This is a genomic window from Patescibacteria group bacterium (assembly GCA_026415775.1).
In the GTDB taxonomy this organism is placed as follows: domain Bacteria; phylum Patescibacteriota; class Minisyncoccia; order UBA6257; family JAAZHW01; genus SKW32.
The window spans coordinates 184,284-198,372 of sequence record JAOAGL010000001.1 but is presented as its reverse complement, the minus strand read 5'-3'; the positions used below and the strand labels follow the sequence as shown (position 1 = coordinate 198,372).

15 protein-coding genes, 2 tRNA genes and 1 pseudogene are annotated in these 14,089 nt (G+C 33.7%); 8 read left to right on the top strand and 10 right to left on the bottom strand.

The window, feature by feature from the left end; all coding sequences use genetic code 11:
* Together N2692_01135 and N2692_01130 are read right to left on the bottom strand one after the other, a co-directional pair.
* A complete protein-coding gene (locus N2692_01135; protein MCX8015894.1) occupies positions 1-1,275 on the bottom strand; it encodes an endonuclease Q family protein in 1,275 nt (424 codons plus the stop codon).
* Positions 1,272-1,883: a methyltransferase domain-containing protein gene (locus N2692_01130; GenBank protein MCX8015893.1), complete on the bottom strand. Its 612-nt coding sequence runs from the start codon at positions 1,881-1,883 to the stop codon at positions 1,272-1,274. Before N2692_01130 ends, N2692_01135 begins: the two co-directional genes overlap by 4 nt.
* Before the next feature lie 38 nt (positions 1,884-1,921).
* Between N2692_01130 and N2692_01125 the strand changes: the two genes are divergently transcribed.
* Together N2692_01125 and N2692_01120 are read left to right on the top strand one after the other, a co-directional pair.
* Positions 1,922-2,009, top strand: a tRNA-Ser gene (locus N2692_01125).
* 95 nt (positions 2,010-2,104) lie between these two features.
* Positions 2,105-2,878, top strand: coding sequence for a nucleoside phosphorylase (locus tag N2692_01120; GenBank protein ID MCX8015892.1), 774 nt, complete (start codon positions 2,105-2,107; stop codon positions 2,876-2,878).
* A 120-nt stretch (positions 2,879-2,998) separates the two neighbouring features.
* Here the strand turns inward: N2692_01120 and N2692_01115 are convergent, their stop codons facing one another.
* From N2692_01115 to N2692_01095, 5 genes and pseudogenes are all read right to left on the bottom strand, one after another.
* A complete protein-coding gene (locus tag N2692_01115) occupies positions 2,999-3,817 on the bottom strand; it encodes a hypothetical protein (GenBank protein MCX8015891.1) in 819 nt (272 codons plus the stop codon).
* A gap of 7 nt (positions 3,818-3,824) precedes the next feature.
* Positions 3,825-5,843 carry a PEP-utilizing enzyme gene (locus N2692_01110; protein MCX8015890.1) on the bottom strand — a complete coding sequence of 673 codons (2,019 nt, stop codon included), beginning with the start codon at positions 5,841-5,843 and terminating at the stop codon, positions 3,825-3,827.
* A 153-nt stretch (positions 5,844-5,996) separates the two neighbouring features.
* Positions 5,997-6,653 (bottom strand): FAD-dependent thymidylate synthase, encoded by a 657-nt coding sequence (gene thyX / locus N2692_01105; GenBank protein ID MCX8015889.1) that lies wholly within the window; start codon positions 6,651-6,653, stop codon positions 5,997-5,999.
* A gap of 53 nt (positions 6,654-6,706) precedes the next feature.
* On the bottom strand, positions 6,707-7,669 hold the full coding sequence (locus tag N2692_01100; GenBank protein MCX8015888.1) for a ParB/RepB/Spo0J family partition protein: 963 nt from the start codon (positions 7,667-7,669) through the stop codon (positions 6,707-6,709).
* Positions 7,664-8,578, bottom strand: a pseudogene (locus tag N2692_01095) (sugar phosphate nucleotidyltransferase). The gene N2692_01100 and the pseudogene N2692_01095 overlap by 6 nt, the downstream one beginning before the upstream one ends.
* Positions 8,579-8,669: 91 nt before the next feature.
* Here N2692_01095 and N2692_01090 point away from each other — a divergent pair.
* Positions 8,670-8,755 (top strand) — tRNA-Leu (locus N2692_01090).
* Positions 8,756-8,792: 37 nt separating this feature from the next.
* Here N2692_01090 and N2692_01085 read toward each other — a convergent pair.
* Complete coding sequence (locus N2692_01085; GenBank protein ID MCX8015887.1) at positions 8,793-9,071, bottom strand: hypothetical protein; 279 nt, start codon at positions 9,069-9,071, stop codon at positions 8,793-8,795.
* Between the two features lie 120 nt (positions 9,072-9,191).
* Here N2692_01085 and N2692_01080 point away from each other — a divergent pair, with 120 nt between their 5' ends.
* Genes N2692_01080 through N2692_01060 form a run of 5 tightly spaced genes read left to right on the top strand, consistent with a single transcriptional unit; the run spans position 9,192 to position 13,136 of the window.
* On the top strand, positions 9,192-9,449 hold the full coding sequence (locus N2692_01080; GenBank protein ID MCX8015886.1) for a hypothetical protein: 258 nt from the start codon (positions 9,192-9,194) through the stop codon (positions 9,447-9,449).
* Between the two features lie 39 nt (positions 9,450-9,488).
* Positions 9,489-10,427, top strand: a complete 939-nt coding sequence (locus tag N2692_01075) for a 4Fe-4S dicluster domain-containing protein (protein ID MCX8015885.1) — start codon at positions 9,489-9,491, stop codon at positions 10,425-10,427.
* The gene (locus N2692_01070) at positions 10,396-11,211 is read left to right on the top strand and encodes an FAD/NAD(P)-binding protein (GenBank protein ID MCX8015884.1); all 816 of its coding nucleotides are present in this window, start codon (positions 10,396-10,398) and stop codon (positions 11,209-11,211) included. The genes N2692_01075 and N2692_01070 overlap by 32 nt, the downstream gene beginning before the upstream one ends.
* Positions 11,204-11,953, top strand: a complete 750-nt coding sequence (locus tag N2692_01065; GenBank protein ID MCX8015883.1) for an NADH:ubiquinone oxidoreductase — start codon at positions 11,204-11,206, stop codon at positions 11,951-11,953. The genes N2692_01070 and N2692_01065 overlap by 8 nt, the downstream gene beginning before the upstream one ends.
* Positions 11,946-13,136: a Ni/Fe hydrogenase subunit alpha gene (locus N2692_01060; protein MCX8015882.1), complete on the top strand. Its 1,191-nt coding sequence runs from the start codon at positions 11,946-11,948 to the stop codon at positions 13,134-13,136. Before N2692_01065 ends, N2692_01060 begins: the two co-directional genes overlap by 8 nt.
* 37 nt (positions 13,137-13,173) lie before the next feature.
* Here the strand turns inward: N2692_01060 and N2692_01055 are convergent, their stop codons facing one another.
* Together N2692_01055 and N2692_01050 are read right to left on the bottom strand one after the other, a co-directional pair.
* Entirely contained in the window at positions 13,174-13,782 is a 609-nt protein-coding gene (locus tag N2692_01055) for a DUF6390 family protein (GenBank protein ID MCX8015881.1), read from the bottom strand.
* A gap of 22 nt (positions 13,783-13,804) precedes the next feature.
* Positions 13,805-14,035, bottom strand: coding sequence for a HypC/HybG/HupF family hydrogenase formation chaperone (locus N2692_01050; protein MCX8015880.1), 231 nt, complete (start codon positions 14,033-14,035; stop codon positions 13,805-13,807).
* Between the last annotated feature and the right edge of the window lie 54 nt (positions 14,036-14,089).

Genomic DNA, 14,089 nt, shown 5'->3' with positions numbered 1-14,089 from the left:
TCAAAATAAAGTGCTATTAGGCGCTATCACCTCATTTTCTCCAAAAATTTTTATTTTTCCATACTCACCATCAAATCCCGGTCGAATATTCAACTGCCCTTTTCTCACTCGATTAATCGCCTCTTTTAATTCAAAACTCGCCTCTGCTTCAATTTCTTTTAAATCCACATCTAATAAAATTTTCATTTCATTGTCAAAAAGATTAATTAATCTTTCAAATTCATTCTGAACTTTTTTCGAATGGGGAGCTGTCTTTAATACTTCCGCCAAAATTTCTTCTAAAGGAACCAGTCTTTTATAAGGCGGTCTATCGGGTGCTTGATAATTTTCTGGTCGATCAGCCAAATCTTCAACTCGATGCATTACACCAACAGTCAATGGCCGATGACACCGCGGACAAACATTGTTTATTTTTTTACTTTCAGTTGGCGATAAAACTACATTACATAATCGATGACCATCATAATGATATTTTCCCTCCTCTGGAAAAAACTCTATTGTGAAAAGAAATTTTTGCTGGTTTTTTTGATAATTCGCAGGAATACCAAATTTTATAGCATCAATTATTTCTTGATAAGACAATTCGGTATCAAAAACATTAGCTTCGCGGCCAATTTTTGATAAAGAATGCGAGTCGGAGTTGGAAATAATTGCTAAATTATCTAATTGCGACAAACGCCAATTCATTTGCGGATCAGAGGATAAACCCGTTTCAATAGCAAAAATTTTAGAAGTGTATTCCTTACCAAAACATTCTTCCAAAGAATCAAATCCTGACATTGAGCCGAAAAGCGAAAACCATGGTGTCCAAATATGTGCTGGAATAATTACAATCTCAGGAGAAATAGAAAAAAGAAGTTTAGATAATTCAATAGTTGATAAACCAAGAATGGGACGACCATCAGAATTTAAATTCCCTTGCCAACTCAAGGCCACATTAATTTTTTCAACAATTTCAAAAGATGGCGCCAAAATTAAATGATGGATTCGCCGCGTTTTACCACCTTGAGAATAAATGCAAGAAATTTCGGTTGATAAAATAAAACGACTGATATTTTTTAAATCATTGTCTTTTTTGAATTTAAATAAACCAGGCTCAGCAGTTTCCAAATTTTCTTTTAATTCTTTAAACCATTGGGGATGAGTGAAATCTCCTGTCCCCAAAATATTAATCCCCTTCTTTTTCATCCAAAGATTCAAATTTTCAACCGTAATATCCCGCGCCGTTGCTCGCGAAAAACGAGAATGAATATGAAAATCGGCTATTAATTTCATACTTTATAGATATATATTGTTTCGAGTTTTTTGGGCGACTCTAAAATTTTAAAAGGTTTCAATCGCGGAAAAGAAAAACTATTAGAAATAATAAACACTTCTTTTTTTGCTTCTTTTTTTATTTTCGGCTCTAATTTTTCCAACAAAAAAGGGAAAAGAAATACATAAACATAATCAAATCGGGATAAATCAGCTTTAAAAAAATCTTCACAATAAAACTTTAGATTAGGAAGACGATTAAAAGTTTTGGCAAATAAATAAAGTAGTTCGTTCTTTTCATAACCAACAAATTCAATATTTTTAAATTCTTTGGCTAGATTATAAAGAAATCCCCCATCGCCCGACCCCAAATCACAAAAAACAGTATTTGGCTTTAGAATATCTAATTCTTTTAAGCGCTGAATAATAGTATTTTTTGACTTAACAAATGGGACACCAGTTTTTAAACCCGACACCCACAAAGTCAATACAATTAAAAACAAAACAATTCCCAATAAAATCAGAATAAACAAAATGGAAAATAAAATAAAATAAACAAAAACCGTGGACAGATACATTAAAGAAATTATAACGCAAAGAAACAAAAAAGAAAGTTTGAAAAAAAACATTTTCTCGCTATAATAACAAAAGAATATTTAATTATTTTGGAGGCGTGGCCGAGTGGTTTATGGCGCTGGTCTTGAAAACCAGTTGAGGGCAAAACCCTCTCGGAGGTTCGAATCCTCCCGCCTCCGCTAATTAGTAAATGTTCAAACCACTTTACCTTTCTTGCTTATTTGATAAAAAATACGACAAAATCCCAATCAACAATAAGAGGAAGCAAAAATATATGTCCTGCCCAAATTTCAAAAATAAATACCCTAGCAAATCAGTATTCACCCCAAAAGACTTTTTAAATTACCAAAAACAGAGAGGTAAATATCCAAATTTTAAATCGCCTTGTGGTGTTATTTTTTGTTACAGCAAAAATTTATTACAACATATTCTTAAAAATCATAAAACTACAAAAGTAGAAGGATTTTCTGGTGATTTTTATCTGCTTAATGAAAGCGGGAAACAAATTGGAATTATAGCCAACTTTGGAATTGGCGCGCCTATTGCTTGTACTCTTTTGGAAGAATTATTTGCTTTTGGCGTAAGAATTTTTATTTCTATAGGCGAAGCTGGTTGTCTTCAAAAACATATAAAAATCGGGGATATTGTTGTTTGTAATAAAGCGATTCGTGATGAAGGCACCTCATACCACTATCTCAAACCAACAAAATATGCATATCCATCAAAAAATATCACTGAAAAAATTCAGAAAACGCTTGATCAACTGGGGAAAAAGTATTACGTCGGAACAAGTTGGACTATAGATGCTCCTTATCGAGAAACAATCGCAGAAACAAAGTTCTATCAGAAACAAGGGGTGATAACCGTAGAAATGGAAGCAGCAGCATTATTTGCTGTTGCTCAATATCGCAATGCCCAAATAGGAGCGCTTTTTACTATTAGTGATTCTTTAGCAGAACTGGTGTGGAAACCAAAATTTCATATTTCAGATAAAAACTGGGAAGTTCTTTTTCGGGTTGCCAAACGAGTAATATTAGATCAAGACTAAAAAATTTTTAACCAACAAAGCCTTCCGAGAAATTGCGGAAGGCTTTTGTTTTTAAATTATCATCTTTCCTTTGGTGGCAATTTTTCTGTCGTAATCAATGAAATTGAATGCGAATCTTTTTTATTGTTCTTTAGATGAGGATCGAGGTATTTTTTTTCTTCCCCTATAAGAGATGGTTATAAAATCAGGTGTTGCTTCTATTGTCGCAAGTTCAGTTTCTTTAATTAGACCTTCTCCATTGCTTATTTTATCAAGAATCTCTAAGTCCACATTTCCATTGCCGGCCAGATAAGCTAAATAAGCATCGGCTTCAACACTATGCCCAACCATACCTACCACTAAAGGACGATCACCAATGTATTTCCGCGCAAATTTTTCTAATCTTTTTAAAGCATTTTCGTATTTTTTAGCTACCATTTCAGGAGAGGGACCATCAAATTTTTCTCCCATCGCAATCCATTCTTTCGTTTTTTCAAAATCACCTCCTTTTAATAACATAAAAGGAGATGGTTTTCCATCGGGAGTCCAAGTTCGCCTTAAAGAAAGTTCTTTCAAAAAAAGAGGGAAGTCGATAATAATTTTTTTGTCTGGATTAGCTTTAATGATTTGCTTTATTTGTTCTACAATTTCGCTATACCCTTTGTTTTTATCAATATCCTTTTCGATTATAACAATATAATTTGGATTATCAACTGCAACCTCTTTTAATCTCTCTCCATACACTTGGGCCGTAGATTTTGTTCTCACTTCTTCTGAGACACCTCCTAAAAAAATAACTGCATCTTTTGGAGTTTCTTTCTCAAAATATTCAAAAAGATTCATTGCAGATTCTCTAGCTAATAATTCGCCTTGCTTAGAAATACCTTTGTATTTCTCACTTTCCAAATCATCTTCTTTTGGTTTGATAGAGTGTCTTGTTAAAAAATATCTTTCTATCATGTGTTTATTATTTACTAGACTTTTTTATATTTTTACCACTTCTTTTTAATATTCTCACGATTCCTTGGTTGGCATCAACTTCAATTAAATCACCGTCTTTTATTACTTTGGTTGCTATTCTAGTGCCAACTATACAGGGTTTTTTTAATTCTCTTGAAACAATAGCAGCATGACAAGTAATGCCTCCTTCGTCGGTAATAAAAGCAGTTGCTTTTTTCATGGCTGGCATAAAATCCGGCATAGTCATCGGAGATACTAAAATTTCCCCTTTTTTAATAGAAGAAATTTGTTTGTGTCCCATTACTCGTTTGGCTTTTCCACGAACGACTCCAGGATATGCAACGATTCCTTTTATTTCGATTATATTTTTATTAAAATTCTCTCGCTTCAATAAAATTCCATATTCCTTCTCAATATATTCAACTAAATGGCTTCCTATGTATAAGCGATTTTGTGTAAATATAAATTGTTTGTCTCTCTTTTTTAATTCAGAAAGTTGCGGGATATTTTCTGTTTCAATTTCTTCCAACGTAAGAACATGAATATAATCTTTTATCTTAGGAAAAATTCTTTTAAGAGATTTTCGCACAACAATATCTGTTCCCGCTGATAATTTTGTAGTTTTTTTTCTTAATTTTTTAATCGACGAAATATCTAAACTATTTAATTCTTCGTCATTCATTTCACATAACCACCACATTGCCTCAACCCACGGATAAGCAACTTCAAAATTTCTAATAAATTTCAGTAATTTGTTTTTAGACAACGGGGTTTCGTTTTCATAAATGGATTGTATCGGCTTTAATTTTTTGGTAACTTGATTTTTTAACTTGTCTAAAAAATTTGGATCACTTTCAATAGTTTCTTTAATATGATTTTTTATCCATTCAACTCCCCGGGGATCATAATAACTTTTTACTGTATCATCTTCTCGCAAAAAAACAATATATGGCAAAAACTTTTGTTGTTTGCCACTCCAGGGTTTCGGATCATATGCCTCTCCTTTATACCAAACCTGAAGCATTGGCAAAGAAAAATCTCTTGTAAAAACCTCTTCGTATATGACTTGCTTTTGTTTTTTGTCTGATAATGTAGTGATGGGGCGACTTTGAATAATATAAAATTGATTTTTCCCCCTTGCCCATTCAATATCACAGGGGAAGCCAAAATGTTTTTCGATTTTTAGAATTATTTGGGAAAGTTTTAATATTTCATTGTCTGATAAAACTTGTTTTTCTCCTTGTTCTTTAGGAATTTCTTGCCATTCATTCCCACCATTTTTAGAACAATAAAGCGCTTTAGTTTGAACTTGAACATTTTTATCAATAATTCTTCGCGGTTTTTTCTCTACAACATAGGAATCTGGGGTAATTTGACCAGAAACCACTGCTTCACCTAATCCAAATCCAGCCTCAATAAGAATTTGGTTTTTATCTTGGGTTATTGGATGAACAGAAAAGGCAACTCCAGATTTTTCACTATTAATCATTTTTTGTACAACAACTGCAACAGATATTTTTTGTTTGTGCAGTTCTTTTTCAAATCGGTAGAAAATAGCGCGGGGTGTAAATAGTGATGCCCAGCATTTCTTTACATTGTCAATTAGATTTTCTTCTGTTGTATTAAGATAGCTTTCTAGTTGTCCTGCCCAAGCTGCACTTTTTGAATCTTCAGCCGTAGCACTTGAACGAACAGCAACATATTTCGCTTTAAGTTTTTTAAAAGCTTTGAGAATTTCTTCGGTTATATCTTTTGGTATTTCCGCATTAAGAATAAGGGTTTTAATTTTTGTTGAAGCGTTCTCTACAGTATGTATTTCCTTGTGATTTACTGAATGTAAAATTGAATCAATCTCTACATTTAAATCTGTTTCCTCTAAAAATTTTTCAAAGGCAGTTGAAAGTATAACAAATCCTGGAGGAACGGGAATTTTTGCTTTTGTCATTTCACCGAGCGAAGCACCTTTACCACCAGCAATGGTAATATCTTGTTGGCTAATTTTATTAAAATTCCTTATGAATTCCATATAATTTTATTTTAGCATTTTTATTATTTATTTTCAAATTTGTTGTATTTTTAAGAAACATTCAAATTTAAGGCAAAACCCTCTCGGAGGTTCGAATCCTCCCGCCTCCGCCACCTAAAAAGCCTTCCGAGAAATTGCGGAAGGCTTTTGTTTTTAAATCAGCATCTTTCCTTTGGTGGCGATTTTTCTGTCGTAATCAATGGAGAAATCATCAAAAATTGGTTTTAAGCGGTTTTGAAAAACATGTAAAAGTGGCACCATTATTTCACGCATTTGAGGATGGGAAGCAAGAGCACAGCGCAATTCAAAAATATGTCTCCACTCTCTTAAATTGGCGGTCATAAAAATTTCGGTTTTTAAGGAATTGGGTAATACCGCGCGGGCTTCTTGTGGCTTTAAACCGCTTTCTCTTAATTTAAAATACATTTTTTCCGCAAACCTCATCGCCTCTTCCCAAATCTTATATTCCCGCGTCCCTTCTTTCAAAAAACACGGCTTTATAAAAGCAAGCTCGCCTTTTTTGGCATAATCACAATACCGCGTTGATTCTTGCGTATAACTCGCAAGACGATGGCGCACTAATTCATGAGAAATACCTCTATCACAAATAATAATTACAGAAATATCAACGTGCTCCAAAACACTTTCGTGCCCCATCTGAATTAATTTTTTCACAAAATCCTCAGCAGAATCTGGTGTAATTTTTTCCTCGCTTTTGTGAGCAATCCGACCTGCTCTCTCGATTTTCTTTAAAATCTCTTCGCGATTCAAATAGCTAACAATTTCAAAAGACGGCGGAACCACCTTCATTTTTCGCCTCCTTATTAAAATTTTAAAATCCTCTTCTTTTTATAATATTATTTTTATTCTTTTACAAGCTTTTTCAAAATTTCGTTTAATTCTTCCTCTGAAAAGAAATTAATCGTAATTTTTCCTTTATTGCCGCGTTTTTTTACTTCCACCTTTGTGCCAAAAATTTCTTCTAATTTTCTTTCAATTTCTTTTTCCAGCGCATCACCCAAATCGCTTATAGAAACATCTTGGTGTTTTTGAACAAATTCACCCAGAGGCATTTCCAAAATGCGACGCGTTAGAATTTCTGTCTCGCGAACAGTTAATTTGCGACTCAAAATTTCTCCAAGTAACGCTCTTTGTTTTTCTGGATTTTGAATAGATAAAAGTAATCGCGCATGCGATTCAGTAATTTTTCCTTCTTCAAGAGCTCGTTGCGCTTCTGATGGCAATTCCAACAACCTCAACATATTCGCTACATAAGCTCGGCTTTTGCCAATTCGCTCAGCAATTTCCCTTTGAGGCAAACCAAATTCATCAGCCAATTTTGCAAAACCACGGGCGGTTTCTAAAGGATTAAGGTCAGAGCGCTGAATATTTTCAATAATTGCTGCTTCTAATTTTTGTCTTTCTTCAAGCGACGGCCGAATAATCGCCGGCACTCTTTCTAATCCTAAAAGCTGAGCAGCCCGCAAACGTCTTTCGCCAGCAATCAATTGATATTCAACACTTCTGCCAAAATCTGTTTCTTTTTCCACTCGCGAAACAATCAACGGTTGCAAAATTCCATATTCGCGAATGGACTCAGCTAATTCTTTTAATGATTCATCATCAAAGTGTTTGCGTGGTTGATAGGGGTTAGGTTTAATTTTTTCTACTTCAATTAAGTAAACCGCCTCTTTAATAGGTCCTAAATTTTCATCAAAAGCTAAATCATTTTTTTGAATGTCAGCCGCGCTTTTTTGTTTTTCTTCCGAATGATAAATTTTTTCTTCTAAATTTATCGTCTCTTTTGCAGTTAAATCTGGCCACAATTTTTCTGGATACTCACCACTATCAATCAAATTTCTAATTCCAGCTTCAACCAAAGCGCGGTCCTCAGGATAAGTAACACCAAACCATTTGGCATTTGTTGGCAAAACAGTAACGCGCGCCCGATTTTCCCTAACTAATTGCCCGACAATTTCAGATAAATAAAATTCGCTTTTTTCAGGATTAGCTAAATTCATTAAAAATTTATAAAACCGAGTTTCGAGTTCATAAAAAATACTTGGCGTAAAACCAAAAAAGTTCATTGAAACAATCTCATCGCCGCTTAAATTAAGCCAGGTATCAAATTCTTCAAATTTAATTCCATCTTCAAATTTTTGAATTTTTGTTCGCTCCTTTAAATCAATCAAATATCCCTCTGGCGACAAAGAACAAACACCACGCGAAACAGCGCCGTGTTCGGATAAAGTATTTTTTAATTGATAGCCAATCATTAAATAATGGTAAATTCCGTTTTCATCCGCTAAATTTTTCAACGCATCAGCCATTTTGATAAAAGCGTCGCGCCCATAAAAATCATCGGAATTAATGATAGCAAAATTTGAATTAACAACATCTTTACATAAAAGCACCGCATGACCTGTTCCCCATGGCTTTTTTCTTTCTGGCGGCAATGAAAACCAAGAAGGCAGTCCTTTATTTAATTCCTGAAAAACATAAGAAACCTTAAAATTCTTTTCTGCTTGCTGTCCAATTTTCTCTTTAAAAATTTCTTCTATATCTTTGCGAATGACAAACACTATATGATTAAAACCAGCTTGTTTGGCATCATAAAGTGAGTAATCAATAATTAATTCTCCGTTGGGACCAATTGGGTCAACTTGTTTTAATCCGCCATAACGACTGCCTATTCCAGCCGCTAAAACAACAAGAGTTAAATCTTTGTTTTCCATAACTTTTCTTTATTAAAGCAAAAAAATTATCTGTTGACAAGAAAAAAATTTAAAATTAAAATTTTTTATGTTTGGTATTTTAAAATTTTTTGCCCAGGTGGCGGAATTGGCATACGCGGAGGACTTAAAATCCTCTGTCTTTCAAAAGACTTGTGGGTTCGAGTCCCACCCTGGGCACGATAAAAATATAAAAAGCGGACCTAGTCCGCTTTTTTTATAAAATTAAAATTGCTGCCACTATTAACAATCCTGCTTCTACTATTACCGTCAACCAAGAATTTTTCTTGTAAAAATACTTGTGTAACTGCGTTAACTTTTGAAATATAAAAACAACTATAGAACTAATCACATCAATCACAAACTGAAAAACTGCTTGGAACATCTTCTTTACTGCTCTATTTGCCTCCTTGGTTTTACCCAATATCAGGGCAAAACCATAAAAAACAATTATGGGCAAAATAAAAAAAGAAAGGACGGACATTATTCTTTCCATTTGCCCTCCTTTTAATTTTCTAAATTTGCTACCTTATAAATACAATTTTTTAATCTTTTTGTTAATAGAATGTCTGGCTGGGCTTAAAAATAAAAAAATAATCGATTAAAATATAATTGTATGCCTGAACCACAAATTGAAAAACATAACCAAGAAAATCCCTATCTCCAACCAGGTTGGGACCTTTTACTTCAAAAAGATTTAATTATTGAATCAGGAATGAATAAATTTGAATGGATTGAAAAATACTCGCCGAAATTTAGAAGATTAGTGGAAGAAAAAAAGGAAGAAATTAAAGAATTGCTAAAAGATCCGCTGCTTCTTAAAGAAACATTTAAAAAATGGCTCTACGAAGAATCAGAAGAAACCATCCATTAAAATTTTCTGATTAATTAATTTTGGCTTATAATAAAAATAATGCTTTATATTCGCGAAGCGGAAATCAATAATTTTTTAAATACCTTGCGCCAAAAATACGGAGTTTTTGATGTGCGCAATGATTTATTGCCATTTAAGCAGTATTTTTTGCCGCCAGAAGAAAAAATTTTAGAAAGAAAAAAGAAAAAAATTAAAACCCTTCCCCCGCCCAAACCTTTTGTTTTGTTTGGTTTAAACTTTTACGATTTAGAGGCTTTGAATCAATTAGATGAATTGATGCTTAAACCGCATTCTGATTATTTTTATTTCCAGCGCCGCAATCAAAGCATTGTTATTGGATTGATTAATGAGGATATTGATAGCTTGCCGGGTGGTGAAATTGTTTTTCAAAAAGTTAATCAAGAATTATATCGCGTTTGGGTTAAAAGCAGCAAAGAAGAAAAGTGGTTAAAAAAATATGCTCGTTTTTTTGAAAAATTATCTGATGCTGAAATTAAAACCCAAAAATTTAATGAAGTAATTAATTGGAATAAAGAATTGCGCTGGTTATTGTTAGACCCTGAGAAATTAGCCAAAGCCATTGAGTGGTCAAAGAATCATCCTATTTGGGATGAATTAGCCCAAAAATGTCTTGGTTGCGGAATTTGCACTTATCTTTGTCCTCTTTGTTATTGTTTTTCTGTAGAAGATTATCAAACGCTTGATGGGGAAAAATATCGCATGCGCAAATGGAGCGCTTGCACATTAAATGATTTTTCAATGGTGGCTGGCGGGCATAATTTTCGAAAAGAATTAAAAAAACGCTATTATAACTGGTTTTATCATAAATTTGTGCGAGGTTATTACGAGACGGGAAAATCGTTATGTGTGGGCTGCGGTCGTTGTCATAAAAATTGCCCAGCTGAAATTGATATTTTAAAAGTCTTAAAAACAATTCTTAAAGATTATGAACAACATTTACCTTCCGAAAATAGTTAAAATCAAAGCCGTTGAAACTCAATCGCCGACTGTTAAGCTTTTCCGCCTTGAAAATAAATTTCCCAAAGATAAAAACGGACTTTGTTTTATCCCTGGTCAATTTTTCTTATTAGGCGAAATTGGATATGGCGAAGCTCCTTTTGGCGCTCTTTCCTCTCCTTATGATAAAAAATACTTGGAATTTGCCGTTCGCAAAGCTGGAAATGTCACCAATTATCTCCATACATTAAAAGCTGGCGATACAATCGAAATTCGCGGACCTTTTGGCAATGGCTTTCCACTGGATTTTATGAAAGAAAAAGATGTTGTTTTGGTTACAGGCGGCTGTGGCATACCACCTATCGCTTCATTAATTGAATATATCATTAAAAATCGGGAACATTTCGGCAATGTCTATTTGCTTTATGGAGCGAAAACACCTGATGAATTACTCTTGAAAGAACGCATTGAATACTGGAAAAAATATATCAATGTTATTTTAACAATTGACAAACCGCATCCAGACTGGCAAGGACCAGTGGGATTTGTTTCGGACTTAGTCAAAGACATAAAAATTAACGAACTCGATGCAGTGGCAGCGATGTGCGGACCCGGACCGATGATGGATGCTTTAGAAAAAATTTTAAAGCCATTAGGAATTTCTGATCGCCGCATTTTTGTTAATATTGAAAGAAAAATGCAGTGTGGTGTTGGAAAATGCCAGCATTGCACTTGCGGCAAAAATTATGTTTGTTTAGATGGTCCGGTTTTTACTTATGATGAAATTGAAAACGCTTATGACTAAAAAACAAGAAAAAATTAATATTGGCATTTTTGATTTTACTGATTGTGAGGGCTGTCAGGTGAAATTAATCTCGCTACGCGAAAAATTATTAAAATTAGAAGAAAAAATTGATATTAAAGCTTGGCGATTAGGACAAGAAAAATTTGAATCTGGTCCTTATGATATCGCCATTGTTGAAGGAACGCCTATTATGCCCGATGAAGTGGAGTTGCTAAAAGAAATTCGCAATAATACCAAAATTCTTATTGCTTTTGGCTCTTGCGCTGCTTTAGGTGGCATTCCCGCCATTCTTTCGGAGAATGAAAGAAAATATTGGTATGAAAAAATTTATGGGAAAAACTATAAACCGCGGGGAATTGAAGCTCAGCCTTTATCTTTTTATGTGCCAGTTGATATTGTTATTAATGGCTGCCCAGTTGATGAAAAAGAAATTTTGAAAATTTTTGAATCTTTGCTTGTTGGGAAAAAACCTTATCCTTTTGATTATCCTGTTTGTTTTGATTGTAAAAAAGCCAAAAATGAATGCCGTATTCTTAAAGGAGTGCCGTGTTTGGGGCCGATTACCAAAAACGGTTGTGGCGCTATTTGCGTTTCTGGTGGCTCGCCTTGTTATGGTTGTTTTGGATTACGCGATGGCGCTAATATTGAAGCTTTAATCAAAATTTTAGAAAAAATCGCTGATAAAAAAACCGTCGCTTTATATCTCTCAATGTTTCATAAACGAAATATAAAATATGATTAGTAATGAATTTATTGCTAAAATCGAAGGTCATGGAAATTTAAAGATTGATTGGCGAAATAACAAAGTAGTTTTAGAAGTGGCTGAGGGTGAAAGATTATTTGAAGGATTACTCGTTGGCCGACCAGCTGAAGAAGCTTATTGGATTACCCCGCGCATTTGTGGCGTTTGTCCTATTGCCCATAGTCTTGCCTCACTTAACGCTTTAGAAAATGCCGCAAGAATTATTTTGCCTGAACCATTAAAATTATTAAGAGATTTGATGCAATGCGCTCAAATGATTCAAAGCCACACTCTTCATCTTTTCTTTTTGGCTCTCCCCGATTATTTAGGAATTGACCGCGGCACGGAATTAAAAAACAAAAATCCAAAAGCTTTTAAGAATGCGTTAATTTTAAAAGAATTAGCAGATAATTTAGCTTTTCTTTCTGCTGGACGCAATGTTCATCCAACAACACCAACTTTGGGTGGTTTTAATAAATTGCCCACAAAAAAAGAATTAAATAAAGCTCTAATTGATTTAGAAAAATCTCAGGAAATTGTTGAATGGTTGCCACAATTTTGCGCCAAACTTAATTATCCTGAATTAAAAGTTGATTTGGAGTTGGTAGCAATAAAAGACAATAAAATTTATTCAAGCAAAGGCGATATTGTTTCTGTAAATGATTATAAAACAGCCATTGAAGAAGAAATTAAAGAGTTTTCTACCGCTAAATTTTCCAAATTTAAAAAACGCGAAGTAATGGTAGGCGCTTTGGCTCGTCTTTATTTTGAAAACAATAATTATCCGCTTGATTTTCAAAATCCATTTCATAACAATTTAGCCCAAGCTATTGAAATTAAACTCTATCATCAAAAAGCCATTGAAATTATTAAAAAATTATTAGAGTTTGAATTAAGAGACCATCTTCAAAAGTCAAAAATTAACTGGCAGACAAACTCCCAAGGCGTTGGCGCTCTTGAAGCCCCGCGTGGAGGTTTATATCATGAAATTCATCTTGATGAAAAAGGCATAATTACCTATGTAAACATTATCACTCCCACCGTCCAAAATCTGACATCTATTGAAAAAACAGCTCAAGCTTTAATTGAACAACACGCTACAAAACCACAAAAAGAAAAAGAAAAATTATTAAATATGCTAGTGAGGGCTTATGACCCTTGTATCACCTGCTCGGTTCACTAAAATTCATTAAATAAAAAATAAAAAAGGCCTGATTTTTTCAGGCCTTTTGATTTTTTTTATTAAAATTTGTTAGATTTTTCTTTGTCAACTTTAGCAAATTATCTGCCTCTTGTTTTGAAATTTTTTCAATAATCCGCCGAAAATGAATGGTCACCCAATCGCCTTTTTTCAACTCTAATCCGAGCTCATTTTTAACTTTCAATTCAATTGTACCATTCAATTTTAATCCCTTTTTGGTTTTAATAATCGGATTGTACTTTACCCAAAAATCACCATCAGCACAACTTTCTGTCACCTTTGCCAGATGAACAATGCATTCATCAACCAATTCCGGCTCAATTAAATTCATCCGTAAACGAATAATTGGTACAAGAGTTGAACCATTATGAATATACTCCCACCCTTTTAACTTTGGGCTGCCCTTCCAATAAAAAGAAACGACTTCTTCATCAAAAACGTTTCTGTTATTTAAATGAGCGATCTTTCGGTAAAAATCATAACTGGCTAATCCTTTCAAAATGTTTTCGATTTTTTGAAAATCACCCATTCCGTATTGGAAAAAATTTCTTAAATCATCAGCCAGCTTTAACAACCTCGCCCTTTCACAAACATAAGAATATCTTGCCGCTAATTTTAATCCTTCCATTGTATTCCTCCTTTTTAAAGATCTAATGGGTGTCATGGTGATGACTTCCCTTTACAAAGTTTAATATCTTTTTTGCTTCTTTCAAGGGAAGCTTATGAATGGCTAAATCGCCATGAGCTAAAACATAATCCCCTTTTTTCGGATGTTTATTTTTAATTAAAGAGATGTCAATTGTGTGTGTATGCCCCTCACCTTCAACAATTGCTTTATCTTTTTCAATTTTTATAATTTTCATTGGCGTTGCTAGACACATATAATTTAATTATAGCTTTAATTAGTGTTATAATAAAGATGTCGACTAAATAGA